At 57.1% G+C, this 17,258-nt stretch carries 17 protein-coding genes; 2 read left to right on the forward strand and 15 right to left on the reverse strand.

Annotation, left to right across the window (positions count from 1 at the left end; all coding sequences use genetic code 11):
• Positions 1-2: 2 nt before the first annotated feature.
• On the reverse strand, positions 3-608 hold the full coding sequence (locus tag G7069_RS09360) for a DUF1318 domain-containing protein (RefSeq protein ID WP_166296920.1): 606 nt from the start codon (positions 606-608) through the stop codon (positions 3-5).
• 13 nt (positions 609-621) lie between these two features.
• Positions 622-2,655 carry a hypothetical protein gene (locus G7069_RS09365; RefSeq protein WP_166296922.1) on the reverse strand — a complete coding sequence of 678 codons (2,034 nt, stop codon included), beginning with the start codon at positions 2,653-2,655 and terminating at the stop codon, positions 622-624.
• A gap of 15 nt (positions 2,656-2,670) precedes the next feature.
• On the opposite strand from G7069_RS09365, the gene G7069_RS09370 reads away from it, so the two are divergent.
• A complete protein-coding gene (locus G7069_RS09370) occupies positions 2,671-3,399 on the forward strand; it encodes a response regulator (RefSeq protein ID WP_166296924.1) in 729 nt (242 codons plus the stop codon).
• On the opposite strand, the gene recO is transcribed toward G7069_RS09370, so the two are convergent.
• The 9 genes from recO to rpoE all read right to left on the reverse strand — a co-directional run bounded on the left by recO (position 3,377) and on the right by rpoE (position 11,874).
• Complete coding sequence (recO, locus tag G7069_RS09375; RefSeq protein WP_166296926.1) at positions 3,377-4,105, reverse strand: DNA repair protein RecO; 729 nt, start codon at positions 4,103-4,105, stop codon at positions 3,377-3,379. The genes G7069_RS09370 and recO overlap by 23 nt on opposite strands.
• Before the next feature lie 2 nt (positions 4,106-4,107).
• Complete coding sequence (gene era, locus G7069_RS09380) at positions 4,108-5,004, reverse strand: GTPase Era (RefSeq protein WP_166296928.1); 897 nt, start codon at positions 5,002-5,004, stop codon at positions 4,108-4,110.
• Positions 5,005-5,038: 34 nt separating this feature from the next.
• Positions 5,039-5,701 carry a ribonuclease III gene (gene rnc / locus G7069_RS09385; RefSeq protein WP_240912563.1) on the reverse strand — a complete coding sequence of 221 codons (663 nt, stop codon included), beginning with the start codon at positions 5,699-5,701 and terminating at the stop codon, positions 5,039-5,041.
• A 23-nt stretch (positions 5,702-5,724) separates the two neighbouring features.
• Entirely contained in the window at positions 5,725-6,084 is a 360-nt protein-coding gene (locus G7069_RS09390; protein WP_166296932.1) for a DUF4845 domain-containing protein, read from the reverse strand.
• Positions 6,085-6,124: 40 nt separating this feature from the next.
• Positions 6,125-6,922: a signal peptidase I gene (lepB, locus tag G7069_RS09395; protein ID WP_166296934.1), complete on the reverse strand. Its 798-nt coding sequence runs from the start codon at positions 6,920-6,922 to the stop codon at positions 6,125-6,127.
• 18 nt (positions 6,923-6,940) lie between these two features.
• The gene (gene lepA / locus G7069_RS09400) at positions 6,941-8,758 is read right to left on the reverse strand and encodes a translation elongation factor 4 (protein WP_205758714.1); all 1,818 of its coding nucleotides are present in this window, start codon (positions 8,756-8,758) and stop codon (positions 6,941-6,943) included.
• Positions 8,759-8,840: 82 nt separating this feature from the next.
• Positions 8,841-10,310 carry a Do family serine endopeptidase gene (locus tag G7069_RS09405; RefSeq protein ID WP_240912571.1) on the reverse strand — a complete coding sequence of 490 codons (1,470 nt, stop codon included), beginning with the start codon at positions 10,308-10,310 and terminating at the stop codon, positions 8,841-8,843.
• 53 nt (positions 10,311-10,363) lie between these two features.
• A complete protein-coding gene (locus G7069_RS09410; protein WP_166296936.1) occupies positions 10,364-11,257 on the reverse strand; it encodes a sigma-E factor negative regulatory protein in 894 nt (297 codons plus the stop codon).
• A complete protein-coding gene (gene rpoE / locus G7069_RS09415; RefSeq protein WP_166296938.1) occupies positions 11,257-11,874 on the reverse strand; it encodes an RNA polymerase sigma factor RpoE in 618 nt (205 codons plus the stop codon). Before rpoE ends, G7069_RS09410 begins: the two co-directional genes overlap by 1 nt.
• Before the next feature lie 159 nt (positions 11,875-12,033).
• Here rpoE and G7069_RS09420 point away from each other — a divergent pair, with 159 nt between their 5' ends.
• Positions 12,034-14,100 (forward strand): 3-hydroxyacyl-CoA dehydrogenase NAD-binding domain-containing protein, encoded by a 2,067-nt coding sequence (locus tag G7069_RS09420; RefSeq protein WP_166296940.1) that lies wholly within the window; start codon positions 12,034-12,036, stop codon positions 14,098-14,100.
• Positions 14,101-14,116: 16 nt separating this feature from the next.
• On the opposite strand, the gene G7069_RS09425 is transcribed toward G7069_RS09420, so the two are convergent.
• From G7069_RS09425 to mltG, 4 genes are read right to left on the reverse strand one after another with little or no spacing between them, the layout of a single operon-like run.
• Positions 14,117-14,476: a PilZ domain-containing protein gene (locus G7069_RS09425; protein ID WP_166296942.1), complete on the reverse strand. Its 360-nt coding sequence runs from the start codon at positions 14,474-14,476 to the stop codon at positions 14,117-14,119.
• On the reverse strand, positions 14,473-15,435 hold the full coding sequence (gene holB / locus G7069_RS09430; protein ID WP_166296944.1) for a DNA polymerase III subunit delta': 963 nt from the start codon (positions 15,433-15,435) through the stop codon (positions 14,473-14,475). The genes G7069_RS09425 and holB overlap by 4 nt, the downstream gene beginning before the upstream one ends.
• Positions 15,432-16,079 carry a dTMP kinase gene (gene tmk / locus G7069_RS09435; RefSeq protein WP_166296946.1) on the reverse strand — a complete coding sequence of 216 codons (648 nt, stop codon included), beginning with the start codon at positions 16,077-16,079 and terminating at the stop codon, positions 15,432-15,434. The genes holB and tmk overlap by 4 nt, the downstream gene beginning before the upstream one ends.
• Complete coding sequence (mltG, locus tag G7069_RS09440) at positions 16,076-17,227, reverse strand: endolytic transglycosylase MltG (protein WP_166296948.1); 1,152 nt, start codon at positions 17,225-17,227, stop codon at positions 16,076-16,078. The genes tmk and mltG overlap by 4 nt, the downstream gene beginning before the upstream one ends.
• Positions 17,228-17,258: the final 31 nt, after the last annotated feature.

Below are 17,258 nucleotides of genomic sequence, written 5' to 3' on the forward strand. Positions count from 1 at the left end.
GGCTATTTTTGTTTCCAGTCGCCGCCTGATTGGTACCACCAGCCGCTGCGTGCACTGTCGATCCATTGACGCGCGAAAACCTCCCGAATTTGCGCCTCCCATTCGGGATGATCGTTGGCGACTGCCACTTCGCGATACAGCGCCTTGCGGTCGCGATTGTCATCGGCCACCGCAGCATTCACGGCAACACGGTCTTTTAGCGCAAGCTTGTCTGCGTTACGCACCACGACCATGCCATCGGCACTGAAACCGAGCGCCCCGGCATCGAAACCCGCGCGCAATGTGGCATCAAAGCGCGACGACATCCGGCTTTGAATTGCTTGGATGGCAGGCGTTCGAATTGTGATGTCCGGCTTTGATTGCGCGTAGGCACTACCGATACCGATCACAGACCACAGGTCGACGCGCCGCTGCATGTTGAGCATTGCGGACATACCGCCTGATTTCGGCGTCGCTTTCACCGCAGGTGCAGCGTCTGCACCGATGACACCCTCGACGAACTCTTTCGCAGCTTCTTTTGCTTCCGCCGCCGGGAAGTACACATTGATCGTGACGCATGCGGTCAAAACGATCGCAGGTGCGGTGGCCAAGAACCCTTTGTTTTTCATGTGCCCCTCTCCTTCAGTGTTCAAAAACAGGTTTGACATCGCCTTCGGCGACTGCCTTCAGACGTTCAACCAGTACAGGCCAATCTACGCGTCGGTTGTGACCCACAACGGTGAGCCGTGGAATGCCGGCACCTTGCAAGATAGTAAAACTGTTGGAACCTGAACCTGATCTGGCATCGCCTTCAAGGCCCGACATCAAACACACGCTGTTCACCAACCGACATTGAATCCCAATGCGGCTGTAACCGAAGTCTTTGAACAGCGCGAGCGCCTTTGCTTGCAATCCACTGGTGGCGGCCGTGCCACCGACACTCGAAATATTTTGTACAGCGCGTTGACTGATACGTTGCTTCACGCCAGGCACTTTCACCGTATATAAAGCCGAATCAAAGCGCACCGGCGACCAAGCGATCAAGCGCAAGTCATGAATTTGTCCGCTGAGTTTGCCGCTGATGCTGCCGAAGCCCAAGACTTCAGTCAGTCGCAGCAAATCCAATTTATCCAAATCCAAGTCGGTCACCAATGTCGGCGCGGTGCCGAAAGGACGTTCGATGGACAATGCAGAGAATGCGACTGAGCCTTCAAACACGTCCAAGTTCAATCCGCCATCCAGCGTCAGGATGTCGTTTTCGTAGACAGCGTTTGGAATCGTGCCGTTCAAGCGACCTCGGAATGCAGGCAACCCAATCGCTTGCGAAAACGCGCCAAAGTCCACATTTTCAACGCCCAATGAAAACTGCAAACCAAAACTACGCGTGGCTTGCGGCGGCCGAATCAGCAGTGTGTCGAATCGCAAACGGCCATCAAACACGGGAATAGCAGCCGGCGCACGCAGCGACAATTCACCGTTGCGACTGATAAACGGCAGATCGCCGGCGCCGAATTGCAGCCCGTACAGCGATGCGTGTTGCCAACGCAAACGGCTTTCTACGGGATCACTTTGCGAAATGGCAATTTGACCCTGCAAACCGGCCACGTCCAAGCGCTCGCCGGGCTGCCGAATGTTGAGGTCATTCAACTTGATCGCGTAGCTGATAGCTTCGGCACCGTGATTCCAAACACGACCATTCAACCCGCCCGTCAACTCAACATCTGTGAAGCCCAAAGGCGCCAGCCACCCCGACAAATAGCGATCACGCAAAGCACGCGCATCCGCACTTTGGAACTGCACATCGAGATTCTCAGCGCCCTTGGCTGTCCAGTCCAAATGACCCGTGGCACTGAGCGTCGCGCCATCCGCCCAGGCGAACTGAGGAATATGCCAACCCGCAGGATTAGACCTTGCAGAAATGTTGAAACGACCCGGCGTGTTTTGAATCGAGAGAAACGTGGTACCGACGAGCATGTCGCCCAAGGCCGTTCCCGACAGCGACACCAACGAAGTGTTATTTCGACGCTCGAAGTTCAGCCTGCCATCAATACTGACGTTCTCGGCGATCAAGCCACCGTCTCGCGTGTGGAGCTTTGCATGCGTAAGTGCCAGTGGCCCTTGAACCGTTAGACCGCCACTTGCAGGCGAACGTATCGATAGCTTGCCGTTCAAGGCACCTGTATCGATCTGACCGTCTTCCCAGCTTTGCCGAATAAACGCACGCGCCCATTCAACGGGCAGCGATGCCAATTCAACTTCTGTCAACTCAGGTGTCTTCGATCGGCGTTGCAAGCGAATTGCGCTTTCACCTTGCTTGAGTTCAAGATCCAAACCGACGGGCTGAAAATCCACTGAGAAATTCGCAGCTGCGTGCCCTGGCATCGAGATGGGGCCAGCACAGCGCCAAGTGCGCCATGCCTCACGGGAAAGCGTGCAGCGCCAATGCACGGCCTTGTAATCCGCCGCCACAGACGGCGCACGCAGGCGATCCACGCGCATGTCCAATTGCCCCTGCGGCAGGTTCGGATCCCAGCGGACGCGCATATCGACGCCATCGAGCTTCACAACCGAGGTGTGAATTCGCTGCACTTTGACGTGCGCCGAGCGCGCATAAATCGGATTTGCAGAAAAACCCGACAGAGCGCCACACAGCAGGGTGGCTAAAATGCGTTGCATCAGGAGAGAGTACTTATGTCGACGGAATCCGGGATGAAGCCACGCTTTCTATTGGTGGAAGACGACCCGCCTACGCGAATCTACTTGCGAGAGATCGCAACGATGCTACCTGCGAAGGTCGACGTCGCCTCGACCTGTGCCCAAGCGGCTCGGATGGCACGCAAGCGCAGCTATGACTTGTGGTTGTTTGATGCCAACTTGCCTGACGGCAGTGGTGCCGGGTTGTATCAGCAATTGCTGGCCGATCCCGAGGTCGGCAAACGCGCCCCGGTTGCAATCGCGCACACCGCAGAAATCGACATGGACTATCTCGACAAACTGTGTGCGTGTGGATTCAAAGAAGTCGTGCGCAAGCCCATCACCCCTGCCGGTTGGTTGGGGGCACTCCGTCGTGGTTTGGGCCTGCAAGCCGCATCCATTGAAGACCTTGAAGAATGGGATGACGACCACGCCATACGCGCATTGGGCGACTTCTCCAACGTCGACAAGTTGAGAACACTGTTTGTCAGCGAGCTGCCAGAGATGCAATCGAAGGCGCGTGTGGCGGTACAAGAAGGCGACGACACCGCACTGCGTGATGTCTTGCATCGACTCAAAGCCAGTTGTTCTTTGGTCGGCGCGAAACGACTGCTGGAATCCGTGCGCACGCTTTCAGCAGACCGCTCCTGCCCCAAAGCCTTTGCCGCCATGGACGAAGCCTTTGAGGTGACCTTGGCCACCTTCAGGACGACTGGATCTGCCTAAGCTCTGCCAGCATGTCCCAAGACTTGAGTCCCTTTCCGCCCAATTGATGCAAGATCAGTGCGCGCATCAAGCGGCGAATCGCATTGGACGTGTGCGTGTCCGGTTGCGCATCTGACGCGAGTGCAACCAGCGCTTCACCTGAAATCACCAAGCCGTCGTCCGCCGAATATTTGTCCGCGGCACGCGGTACAAAGCCACGCTCGAAGTCGAAGCGATAGTGCATCGTGTTCTCGATAAACGCGCCGAGGGCATCATGTGCCCAATCCGGGGCAAGCCCTAGCGCATCTAACAGGTCGCGTTCGAAGCGGCGGAGCGTCCAGGCAATCGGCGCACCGGCAGAGAGCAATGCGCGTGTGCGTCCGAAACTTACAAAGAGCTCAGGTTGCGCGTCGAACCTCGGTGCAAGACGCAGCGTCAATTCGTTTTGATAGAACGCGGCCAATAAGCGTTCGCCCGCCAAACTGATGCCACTATCGAGCGCCTCCGCTTGAATCAATCGCGCCAGCTCACCGCGTTGCTCTGCATCGAAACGAATGTACTGGCCCGGCGCCAGAGCCGCTTTCAGTGCGTGTTTCTTCGGACCGCGTACGCCGCGCGCTAACAGGCCTAGCCGACCATGGTGCGGCGTCAAGACTTCCACCAGCACACTCGTCTCGCGATAAGCCCGCGCATGAAGCACGTAGGCGGGCTCTCCGCTATAGCGCACGCTCAGTCCTGATAACCCAGTGCGCGCAATGCGGCTTCGTCATCTGACCAGCCCGCACGCACGCGAACAAAGGTCTGCAGGAAGACCTTGCGATCAAACGTACGCTCCATCTGGATCCGCGCCTTGGTGCCGATTTCGCGAATGCGTTGACCGCCCTGCCCGATCACGATGGCCTTCTGACTGTCGCGTTCCACAAGAATCACCGCACCGATGCGAAACATCGCGCCGTCTTCTTCAAACTGCTCGATTTCCACGGCCGTTGCGTACGGCAACTCCGCGCCCAGTTGCCGCATCAATTGTTCGCGCACAAATTCCGCTGCCATGAAACGCATGCTGCGATCTGTGATGTCGTCTTCGCTGTAGAGCGCGTCTTGCTCAGGCACGAGGCTGATCAAGGTTTCCACGAGCGCATCCAAGCCTTTTCGCTTCAACGCCGAAATCGGATGCACGCTGTGGAAACTGCGGCCTTCCGAGGCTTCAGCCAAGAAAGGCAAAATATCGGCCTTGTCGCGCGCACGATCCGTCTTATTCACGATCAAAACGACCGGCACACCGGCACTTTTCAGCGCGTCGTATGCCAAGGTGTCTTCGCTGTCCCACTTGCCCGATTCGACCACCAGAACCGCTGCATCCACGCCTTCCAATGCACCGCGCGCTGCACGATTCAGCACGCGGCTCATTGCTTTGTTTTGCGCGGCATGCAAACCCGGGGTATCCACCAAGACAAGTTGACCGGTTTCGAAGCTGGCAATGCCCAGCATGCGATGGCGTGTTGTTTGCGGTCGATCAGAGGTGATTGAAACTTTCGTTCCCACCAGCGCATTGATCAAAGTGGATTTGCCCACGTTCGGGCGGCCAATCACGGCGACATGGCCGGCACGGTAGCTGTTGGATTTCATCCGCCCATTGTCGCCGAAGCGCGAAGCTTGCGCTTCAACTCTTGATCAATTGGCTCAGCACGCGTTCCGCAGCGCGCGTTTCGGCTTGGCGCCTGGATTTCCCGCTGTCTTCTCCGAAAAGGCCGTCATCCAGCTGGCAGCGCACGAAAAAGGTACGTGCGTGCTCTTCACCCGTTTCGGACATCAGGGTATAGACAGGCAGGCTGCGCTGGCGCGCCTGCAACCATTCTTGCAGCAGCGTCTTGGCGTCTTTGCCAATGTCGCCTTTCGGATCCAAGGCGGCGATTCGCGGATCGAACCAAGGCAATACCACCTGCTTGCACGTCTCGATGCCGGCATCGAGATAAATCGCGCCGATGATGGCCTCTAGGGCGTCCGACAGAATCGACTCACGCCTGAATCCGCCGCTGCGAATTTCACCCGGCCCCATCAGCAAGCGATCGCCCAATGACAAGGTGCGCGCGATGGCCGCCAACGACGACTCACGTACTAGATCAGCTCGCATCCGGGTGAGCGCGCCTTCGTCTGCAGCAGGCCACTTCTTGAACAGCGCCTCGGCCACTAGGAAATTCACAATCGAATCGCCTAGAAATTCCAGGCGTTCGTTGTGCTCAGCACCCGCACTTCGATGCTTCAATGCACGCGTCAGCAAATTCGCGTCTTTGAACGTATGTCCGATCAAATCAATTTGCTGCATACGGTGCATCTCGAACTGTTAGATCAGTTCGAGGGTTCCTTGATTTCGAAGTTCGTCACCAGGTCAATGTTTGCGACCAACGGGATACGGCGTTCGTAGCTGTATTCCATCGCGCGCTCGCCATTTTCTGGGCGCAGCTGGATATCTTTGGGGTTGACCGCTTCGATGTCATTGACCTCAAAGCGCTTCTTAAGGGCTTCGCGAATGCTCGAAGCGTCGGAGCCGACACTGCTGTCTTGCGCCACTGACTTCATCGATTGCTTGACCTTCCCGTATTCGAGATAGGCGGGCAAAAGCTTCATCACCATCCAGGCGATGAACCCAAACACCATCAGAAAAACCAGAAAACCGGTCAATGACAGACCTTGTTGTGAACGACGCATTGCAGCTCCCCTCTACGAAATTGGTTGGTGCGACCTCGTATTAAGGTACACGGGTTCCGATACGTTTGAAATTGCTGAAGTTCATCCAGACGAACATGGCGCGCCCACGGAGGTTCGCCTCCGGCAGCATGCCCCAGAAGCGGCCATCCAGACTGTTGTCCCGGTTGTCACCCATCACGAAGTAATGGCCCTCGGGCACGATGACGTCTTGATCACCCATGGCGCCATTCAGCAATGAATCGCGCGAAATCAGGATCGGGTGCGGTGCGTGGCCCGGCAAGGCTTCAATGCGCAATTCCGAAGGAATCATCATGCCGCTTTGATCGGCCTCGAGCACTTGCTTCGTTGTGTAGCTCACGGGCTCGCCATTCACTTGCAGAATGCCCATGTGATAGTTGATCTTGTCGCCCGGCAGACCAATGACGCGCTTGACGTAATCGACACCCTTTTCCGGATCGGTTTCATCGCGACCCGGAAACTTGAAGACCACAACATCGCCCCGCTTCGGTTCGCCGAGGGCCAACACCTTCGTGTTGGTGATCGGCAGGCGCAAGCCGTACGAGAATTTGTTGACCAAGATGAAATCGCCAATCTGCAGCGACGGAATCATCGAGCCCGAAGGAATGCGGAACGGTTCTGCGACGAAGGTCCGTAGCAACAGGACGAGCGCCAAGACCGGAAAGAAGCTGCGCGCAGTTTCAACCACCCACGGCTCTTTCTCGTCAGCCAGCAGATCGCTGCGTGTGCTGCGGCGCTTACGCCATACAAACTTGTCGAGCGCCCAGACGATCCCGGTAGCCAGAGTCAGTACAACCAAAATGGTTTCAAACCAGCGCATGCGATTCTTCCGTAGAGATTATTTGTTGTCGACCTGCAGAACCGCCAAGAAGGCCTCTTGCGGAATTTCCACACGACCGACTTGCTTCATGCGTTTCTTGCCTTCTTTTTGCTTTTCCAACAGCTTCTTCTTACGCGAGGCGTCACCACCGTAGCACTTCGCCAACACGTTCTTACGCAACGCCTTCACTGTCGTGCGTGCAATCACTTGCGACCCGATGGCGGCTTGAATCGCAACGTCGAACATTTGACGCGGGATCAAATCCTTCATCTTCTCTGTGAGTTCGCGACCACGGCGATCTGCATATTGCCTGTGCACGATGATCGATAACGCGTCGACCTTGTCGCCGTTGATCAATGTATCCACGCGCACGAAAGGACCCGCTTCAAAGCGCACGAAGTGATACTCGAGCGACGCATAACCGCGGCTGACAGATTTCAGTTTGTCGAAGAAGTCCAACACCACTTCTGCCATCGGCAATTCATAGGCGATTTGAACTTGTCCACCCATGTAATTCATGCCGATCTGCGAACCGCGCTTCTCTTCGCACAATTTGATCACCGCACCGACGTAATCCGGCGGCGTCAAGATATTGGCGCGGATAATCGGCTCGCGAATTTCATCGACGGTGTTCACCGGAGGTAGCTTCGCCGGATTGTCCAGCGGCATGACAGTGCCATCGGTCTTGAGGACTTCATACACAACCGTCGGCGCCGTGGAAATCAGATTCAGGTCGTACTCGCGCTCCAAGCGCTCTTGCACGATTTCCATGTGCAGCATACCGAGGAAGCCGCAGCGGAAACCGAAGCCCATTGCCTCTGAGGACTCAGGTTCAAAGCGGAGTGCGGCGTCGTTCAAACGCAGCTTATCAAGAGCCTCGCGAAGGTCCGGGTAGTCTTCCGAGTCAACTGGAAACAGGCCCGCGAAAACGCGCGGTTGCATTTCCTGAAAGCCGGGCAAGGGTTCGGACGCAGGATCACCCACCAGCGTGAGCGTGTCACCCACCGGTGCGCCATGCACGTCTTTGATCGAAGCCGTCACCCAGCCCACTTCGCCTGCAGAAAGCTTCTTCAAGACTTTCCGCTTCGGGGTGAACACACCCACGTTGTCCACTTGGTGCGTGCGACCGGTGCTCATGACCAGCAACTTATCGCCGGGCTTGATTTCGCCTTGCATCACGCGGACCAGTGACACCACACCGAGGTAATTGTCGAACCAAGAGTCGATGATGAGGGCTTGAAGTTTGTCGGTATTGCGCGGCACAGGCGGCGGAATACGCTTAACAATGGCTTCCAAAACGTCTTTGACGTTCAAGCCTGTTTTCGCAGAGATCGACACGGCGTCTTCGGCATCGATACCAATGACGGCTTCAATTTCTTTTTTGACGCGATCGATATCAGCCGTCGGCAAATCGATCTTGTTCAACACCGGCACGACTTCCAAGCCTTGTTCAACGGCCGTGTAGCAATTGGCGACCGATTGCGCTTCAACGCCTTGCGCGGCGTCGACGACCAAGAGTGCGCCTTCGCAGGCAGCCAGCGAACGGCTCACTTCGTAGCTGAAGTCAACGTGGCCAGGCGTATCGATGAAGTTCAGTTGATAGATCTGGCCGTCGTCTGCGGTGTACGGCAATGACACCGACTGCGCCTTGATGGTGATACCGCGCTCGCGCTCAATCGGATTGGAGTCGAGCACCTGCGCTTCCATTTCGCGTGCTTCTAGGCCGCCACACAATTGGATGATGCGGTCGGCCAACGTGGACTTGCCATGGTCCACGTGGGCGATGATGGAAAAATTGCGGATATTCCGCATTGCAGCTGGGACTTCAGACGACATGAGGGTGCGCGAGTGGCCGGATGGCTTTTCAAGACAATAAGCCGGACATTATCGCACGGGCATTCCGTCCCAACCCGCTCAATTACTGCGTCACCTCGGGCTGGATCGTCACAAATGCAGGGCTGCCGTTGCGTGACACGCGCAACATGATCGGGCCATCCACACCCGCGGCCGCGACCGCGGCTTTGAGCGCCTGTGGCGTCCCCACGGGGGTTCGACCGACCGCCAGCACGATGTCACCGCGTCGCATGCCCGCTTCTGTTGCGGGGCCACGTACGGACAGCACGCCAACGCCCTCGCCCGCTTTCAGGCCGAGTTGCTTGCGATCGTCCGCATCCAAAGCCGCGAGTTCGAGCCCGAGCTTGGATTCTTTCGGTGCCGCCTCACGCTGATTGGGGGCGGCCTTTCCGCCAAAACGCGTCTCGGTCGTCGTCACTTCCGTCAACGCGCCAAGCTTCACCGGCACCTTGATGTCTTTGCCATTGCGCCAAATCGCGAGCTGCACTTCGGTACCGGGCTGTTTAGCGCCTACGATCGGCGCAAGATCGCTGGCGCTGTTCAAGGTGGTGCCGTCGATACCGCGTACGACGTCCATGGATTGAACGCCGGCTTTCGCAGCGGCCCCACCGACTTCGACGTCGGACACCAAGGCACCGCGCGTGTCGGGCAGGCCGAGCGCACGTGCGCTCTCAGGGCTCACTTCTTGTAATCGCAGGCCAAGTTTGCCGCGCTGCACTTTGCCCGTCGCCTTCAATTGTTTGACGGCGGCCATCGCGGTATCAATCGGAATCGCAAAGCTCACACCTTGATAGCCACCCGAATTCGAAAATATCTGCGAATTGATACCGATGACCTGCCCTTGCGCGTTCATCAAGGGTCCGCCCGAGTTACCGCGGTTAATTGCAACGTCGGTTTGAATGAAGGGCACGTAGCTTTGACCCGTACCACGATCGGTACGACCCACGGCGCTCACGATGCCCGCAGTCACGGAATGATCAAGTCCGAAGGGCGAGCCCATCGCGAATGCCCATTGGCCAGGCTTCACTTGGCTCGAATCGCCGAGCGGGATGGTGGGCAGTCCGCTTGCATCGACCTTCAGCAGCGCGACATCGGATTGCGGATCACTCCCGACCACACGTGCATTGAGCACGCGTCCGTCAGAAAATTTGACGCGTACCTGCGATGCACCTTCGACCACATGATGGTTCGTCAATACATCGCCATTCGACGAAATAACGAATCCGGTACCAATCGATGTGCCACCGCGTTGTTGGGGCATGCCCGGAAACGGCATCATGCCGGGACCGAAAAACCGGCGAAACTCTTCCGGCAAATTGTCCATGCCTTGTGCAACAGGTTTGGCCTTGATCGTGGCTTCGATGTTCACCACGGCTGGTCCAACTTGCTCGACCAAGCGCGTGAAGTCTGGCAGGCCCGACACCAAATTCTGTGTCGACTGCTGCTGCGCGCGTGCCTGCTCAATCAAGAAAGGCGACGCACCGAACACGGCCAATGAAACAGCCAAAACCAACCCATGCTTGCGAATGGACATCAAAATTTCTCCTGCAAATCGTGATCAGCGCAACGCGATTTATTGCGAGCGCATCAGGGGTGTTGTGTATCGGAACCCGACGTCTGTTGGAACCTGGACGCACCGCCCGAACTGAAACTTGCGTTAAAGGCACCGCTATCGATGCCCGGAATGACAGAACGCGGCCAGCCCGGATGCGCAGCGGGATCTACGCCCAAAACGCCTTGCTCTGACTCGCCACGCAACACGCGTTCCACATCTTCAGAACGGTTGATTGCTTTGGGCACCGCTGCAATCGCCGCGCCTTGTCGCGCTGTGTTGCGCAGACGCGTCGTCGAAGTGGCTATCGCGGCCTTATCTGCTGCCACTTTTGCAGCAGCGGCGTTCGCGTTCGCAATCAATGCATCAGCGTCTTCAGGTACGCGCCACGGTTTGACACGCGTTGCATTTGCAACCGCGAGTGTCGGCGTGTTCGACGATTGCACCGGCGTTGAGGTTGCCACTTGCGTGTTCGAATCCACCGGCACGTCAACGCGCGACGGCAGTGACACCGCAGGCGCTTCAGTCACGACATCCGTTGGTGGTGCAGCATCGCTTGCCACGACAGCATCGGGCGCGCTATTCAAACTGGGTCGAACTGCCAAAGCAACAATGCCCAATGCGGCCGCCACTGCTAATCCACTAAACACACGTTTGTTGCGCGCAAAGAAGGCAGGCGCAACTGTCGAACGCGATTGTGCCGCAGCCTCTGTGGCAATTTGCTCACGAATCGATGCACGCAAATCCGTTTGGATCGCGGGCTTCGAAGCGGCGCGCAACACATCACCGGCGAATTGCCAACGACCCAGTTGCGCGGCCAGTTCCGGATCATGTTCTAAACGACGCGCCAAGAATTTGTCGGCATCTGCACTGCTTTCTCCATCAAGCAGTGCAGACAAGGCTTCACGTGGATCGATCGAGGATTGCATTATTCAGCTCCCTTCCCTGTAGCGGCCCACGGTGCCAGCGCAGTATTCATGGCATCGCGTGCGCGAAAAATTCGAGAGCGCACCGTGCCCACCGGGCAGTGCATGCGCAATGCGATTTCGTCATAGCTCAAGCCTTCGACTTCGCGCAAAGTGATGGCTTCGCGCAACTCTGCTGGGAGCGACTCAATCGCAGTCAGTACGGCTTGCTGCATTTCTGACTGGATTGCTCTGCGTTCCGGCGTGTCTTGGTCGCGTAACTGGTACGCCGACTCGAATCGCTCAGCGTCACTGAACTCGACACCTTCGAGGGGAACGCGTCGGTTGTGGAACGCCAGATGGTTTTTTGCGGTATTCACGGCGATTCGATAGAGCCAAGTTGAAAATTGGGCATCGCCACGGAATCCAGGCAGCGCACGAAACGCGCGCATAAACGCGTCCTGTGCGACATCCTGACACTCACTCCAGTCACGAATGAATCGTCCTATCAGCGATACGACCCGTGACTGATGCTTGAGCACCAGGGCGTCAAATGCTTGCATGTCGCCCGCCTGTACGCGTTTGACCAGCAGCGCATCGTCCGCCTGAACCGCCGAAGCGGGTTGTTCCAAATCAGGCATCGAAGCCGATCTCCTGTCTCAGCCTCTGATGTCCGAGGCTTGTGACCCGCAAGTTTTATGAAAGTTCCCAGTGATCAACATACGAATACGAAAATGCTGTATTCGACATCACCATCGCCCAGTTAAGATGATAAACAGCTGAATCCAAGGTTTCACACTATGTCTAATAACACCCGCTTTGATGGCCTGAAACTGTCACATTGGAAGACCGAAATTCGTCCCGACGATGTCGTGATTGTGCGGTTTGATCGTGCCGATGCGTCGGTCAATGCCTTTTCCCAAGCAAGCTTGGTTGAGCTCGACACCTTGATCGAGCGACTGCGAATCGACCCGCCCAAGGGTGTGGTATTTGCATCAGGCAAGTCCAACGGCTTCATCGCAGGTGCCGATATTAGCGAGTTCCAGTCATTTGACGCACTAGGAACGGTCGACACGGCCATTCGTCGCGGTCAGACCACGTTCCAAAAGATCTCTGTGCTGCCTTTTCCGACGGTCGCTGCGATTCATGGTTTCTGCATGGGCGGCGGCACCGAACTCGCGCTCGCCTGTGACGCGCGTATTGCGTCCAATGCCAGTTCAACGCGCATTGGCTTGCCAGAAGTGTTGTTGGGCATCTTCCCGGGCTGGGGTGGCAGCGTTCGCCTCCCGAGATTGATTGGTGCACCCGCCGCGTTTGACTTGATGCTCACAGGCCGTAGCGTGACCGGCAAAGCGGCACTCGCAATGGGCCTCGTTGACAAGGTCGTGGACGTCGCTGTTCTAGAAGACACCGCCGTTGAATACACAAAGCGTCAAATACAGCGTCCTGCGAAGCAACGCTTCATCGCATGGGCCACCAACCTCTGGCTAGTCCGCCAAGCCTTGGCGCCCGTGCTCGAAAAACAAGTGGCGCGCAAAGCACCTAAAGCGCACTATCCCGCGCCTTATGCCTTGATCAATAGCTGGCGCACACCCATGGGTGGCGGTATTCCGAAAGCGCTGAATTCAGAACGCAAAGGCGTGGTCAAACTTTCTGCGACCCCTACTGCACGTAATTTGATTCGCGTCTATTTCTTGCAAGAACGCATGAAATCATTGGGCAACGGCGAGTCTGGCATTAGCCATGTGCATGTCGTCGGTGCCGGCGTGATGGGTGGCGACATCGCTTCGCTCGCCGCGTACAAAGGCTTCAATGTGAGTTTGCAGGACCGCGAACAGCGCTTTATTGACGCGGCGCTCGGCAGAGCTGCGACGTTCTTCGAAAAGAAAGTGAAAGACTCGGCAAAGCGCACCGATGTGATCCAACGCTTGAAAGGTGATCTCAATGGCGACGCAATTGCTTCCGCTGATCTCATCATTGAGGCCATCATTGAAAATCCTGAAGCGAAACGCGCGCTCTACGAAACGGTCGAGCCCAAACTGAAAAGCACTGCACTTTTGACCAGCAACACCTCGTCCATTCCCTTGGTGGAACTGCGCGAGCATATCGATCGTCCCGCCCAGTTCGCGGGTTTGCATTACTTCAATCCGGTCGCACAAATGCCTTTGGTCGAAATCGTGCAGCACGATCAGATGGCGCCTGAAACGCAAGCCAGGCTCGCTGCGTTCTGTCGCAAGCTCGACAAGTTCCCAGTGCCCGTCGCAGGTACGCCCGGCTTCTTGGTTAACCGCGTGCTATTCCCTTACATGCTCGAAGCCATGCGTGCCTACTCGGAAGGCATCCCGGGTCCGGTGATCGACAAGGCGGCGAAAAAGTTCGGCATGCCGATGGGACCTATCGAACTTATCGATACGGTTGGCCTCGACGTTGCCGCAGGTGTCGGCGCCGAACTCGCCCCCTTCTTGCACTTGGATATCCCAGAGCAGTTCTCTACGCCGCCAGAACAAGGCAAGCGTGGCAAGAAAGATGGCCAAGGCATCTACACGTGGAAAGACGGCAAGCCTGTGCGCCCGGAAGTCCCGAAGGATTACAAGGCGCCCGATGATTTGGAGGATCGCTTGATTCTGCCGTTCGTCAACGAAGCGGTGGCTTGTCTGCACGATGGCGTGGTGTCCGATGCGGATTTGCTCGACGCCGGCATCATCTTCGGCACTGGCTTCGCGCCGTTCAGAGGCGGCCCCATCAACTATGTGCGCGAAACAGGCGTTGACGTCTTGTTGGCAAAGTTGAAGTCGCTTGAAAGCAGCCACGGTGCACGCTTTGCACCGCGCCCGGGTTGGGACAATCCGATCTTGCGCACACCGTAAGTTGCGCGCTTAAGGCTTACAGGGTTGCGGTCGGCGATTCGGATTCCCGACCCGCAAGCAAGTTCTCGATTTGGCCGCGCAAGGTCGCGGCCTCATTGGTGTCGTCAAACTGCAATCCGATTCCTTCGACACGGCTCTCTTGCGCGCGCGCAGGTGTGTACCAGCACACATGACAGGCAACCGCATGTCGCTCGGTCGAGCTCGGCAACGTCACCACCAAGAACACCGGATCGCCCAAGGAATAACGCTTGGTGGTCTTAAGAAACAGGCCGCCGTGCTTCACGAAAGGCATATAGGCGGCATACACCTCATCAATCGTGGTCAGCGCCAATGTTTGGATGGCCTGGCGTGCGCCACCGGCTCCGGGCAGATTCATGCGTGTCGCTCCTTGTTCAATGGCACCATCCTCCTGCACCAATCTACCAATAATTCGGTCAGTATGAGATTGGGTCGAATCGGTGTACGCAATAATGCACGTGATCGGTTCGCCGCGTCGAACCAAGCGGCCAAAGCGCGTGACTCGTTCGATGGCGGGAGTGCAGCTGCGCGGTCAACCGCTAACTCGGCGGCGAATCGCAAACACAGTGCCGGATCTTCGAGCATCCACGCCTCTGCAACTTCGGACGGCAAGGTCCTGGACTGCGCCAGTGCATCGAGGTCTTTTTGAATGCGTGCACGCAAGGCCATACCCCCGTTCTGCAACCAATCCAACGCCAGCACGGGATGACCCTTGGCTGCTTTGAGCGCAGTTTCCGCGTCGACGTCAGATGTGCCAGATGTGCTGAGCCAGGCAAGGGCATCCGCATGCGATGGCATCGGCATTTCAACTTTTTGGCATCGGCTGCGAATAGTTTGCGGCAAGTGCCCCGGATTGGACGAAAGTAGCCACAAGAAGCGATCCGGCATCGGCTCTTCCAAGGTTTTCAAAAGCGCGTTTGCACCGGCACGATTGATCAGATCGGCGGGATCCACAATCACGATTTGTGCGCCCCCCATTTGTGGCGTGAGCGCAAGCGAAGCACTGACTGCGCGTAACTGGTCGATCACAATCTCGGTGCGAAGCTTCGTGTTCTCCTTGTTCATTTCCAAGGCGACGATGCGTAAATCCGGGTGTGTGCCCGCCAGTCGCAATCTGCACGTACGGCATTCACCGCATGCGTTACCCGCGCTGCGATTGCTGCACAAGATATAGGCTGCGAGCGCGTCAGCGACGCGTCGTTTACCGATGTCCACGGCACCGGTCAACAGTGTGGCGTGTCCCAACTGACCGCGATCAAATGCGCCCCTGAGTGATTCATAGGCGTCGCGCTGCCAGCTAGTCAGTACGTCGGTCATGCGTGGTCTTTCATGTACGCGCGCAAATGACGCACCGCTTCGTCTGCCACGTCGCCAGGCGATTGTGTTGCGTCGATCACTCTGAATCGCTGTGGGTCGGCCTCGGCGCGTGTGCGATACGCCGCACGCACATGCTCGAAGAAAATATCTTTCTCGCGTTCGATGCGATCAGGCGCGCCGCGACCACTGGCGCGTGCGCGTCCAACATCGACCGGCACGTCGAGCAACAACGTCAATCCCGGCACGATGCCAACGAAGCGTCGTTCAAGCTGCGCAATGATGTCCGTATCAATACCGCGTGCCGCGCCCTGATAGGCATAACTTGCATCCGTAAAGCGATCGCTCAACACCCAAGCGCCGGCCGCCAAAGCAGGTGCAATGACGCGTTGCACATGTTGGGCACGCGAGGCGAACATCAACAAGAGTTCTGTGTCCGCGGTGGGTCCATCTTCCGTTCGGTTCAACAGCAATTGCCGAATGTCTTCTGCCAGCGGCGAACCACCTGGCTCGCGTGTGCACACGACGGACACACCCGTTTCATTCAGGACGGACGCCAAGGCGGCCAACACGGTGGATTTACCTGCGCCTTCCCCACCCTCGAGGCTGATCAAATGCGACGCAGACGTCAAACCAACATCATTCATTGTGTTTTTGTCGGACCTGATTTCGCGGCAGGTGCGGTCGTCGGTGCGGCATCGACCTGCGGATTCGAAGTCGCTGTACCCGTCATCGGTCCTTTGGCGTTTCCAGCGCGATAGCGCGCGAGGTATTCACGCACATTGGCCTGATGCTCGCCATACGTCGATGCAAACAAACTCCGACCGCTGCCATCGCCAGCAGCGACGAAGAAGATGGCTTCGCCGGCGGCAGGACGCGTGACGGCGGCCAATGCGTCTTTGCCCGGCATGGCAATCGGCGTGGGCGGTAAACCTTGGCGGGTGTAAGTGTTATAGGGCGTGTCTTTCTGCAAATCGGCTTTGCGGATATTGCCCTTGTAGCCAGCACCCATGCCATAGATGACGGTTGGATCCGTCTCAAGACGCATGCCCTTTTGCAATCGACGCACAAACACGCCTGCGATCATCGGGCGCTCTGCGGCCAAACCTGTTTCCTTTTCTACGATGGAGGCCAAGATCAAGGCATCGTCGCGTGTTTTGAAGGGCAGATTCTCGATGCGAGATTTCCACGCCTCATTGAGCGCCACGTCCATCGCCTTGTACGCCTGTTTCAAGACGGCCAAATCGGTATCACCGGTGTTGTAACGGTAGGTCTCGGGCAAGAAACGGCCTTCTGCAAATTGGCCTTCATGGCCCAAGGCTTTCATCAGCGCCGCATCATCCATGTCTTGAATGGTTTTCACCAATGGCTCGGCCTTGGCCAGCGCCGCACGCAAGTCGCGGATATTCCAACCTTCAATGATGGTGAAACGGTAGCTCACCACTTTGCCATCGCGAATATCGATCAAGAGTTGCGAAGGCGACATGCCGGGCTTCAAAGCGTACTCACCGGCCTGCAGTTTGCCGGCTGCGCCGACTTGCCTCGCCAAGACTTGCCATTCGATATCGAAGCCTGTGGTAATGCCCAGTGCTCTGAGACTCCGCAGCAATTGCGGCATGCCGTTACCGCGTTCAACCACCACGCGTTGCGCCGTCGCCGGACCTGTCATCGGTGCACGCGCAAAGCTCGCGTAATGTTGCCAAACCATGGCAATGGCAACGAGCGCCACCAACACGGTGACAAACAAAAGGCCCTTGATTCCCTTGCCGCGCGTTACCGGTGCTTTCGTTGCCATGCTTGAATCATCTTGAAGTTGGCTTTAAGGA

It is taken from the genome of Lysobacter sp. HDW10 (genome assembly GCF_011300685.1).
In the GTDB taxonomy this organism is placed as follows: domain Bacteria; phylum Pseudomonadota; class Gammaproteobacteria; order Xanthomonadales; family Xanthomonadaceae; genus Solilutibacter.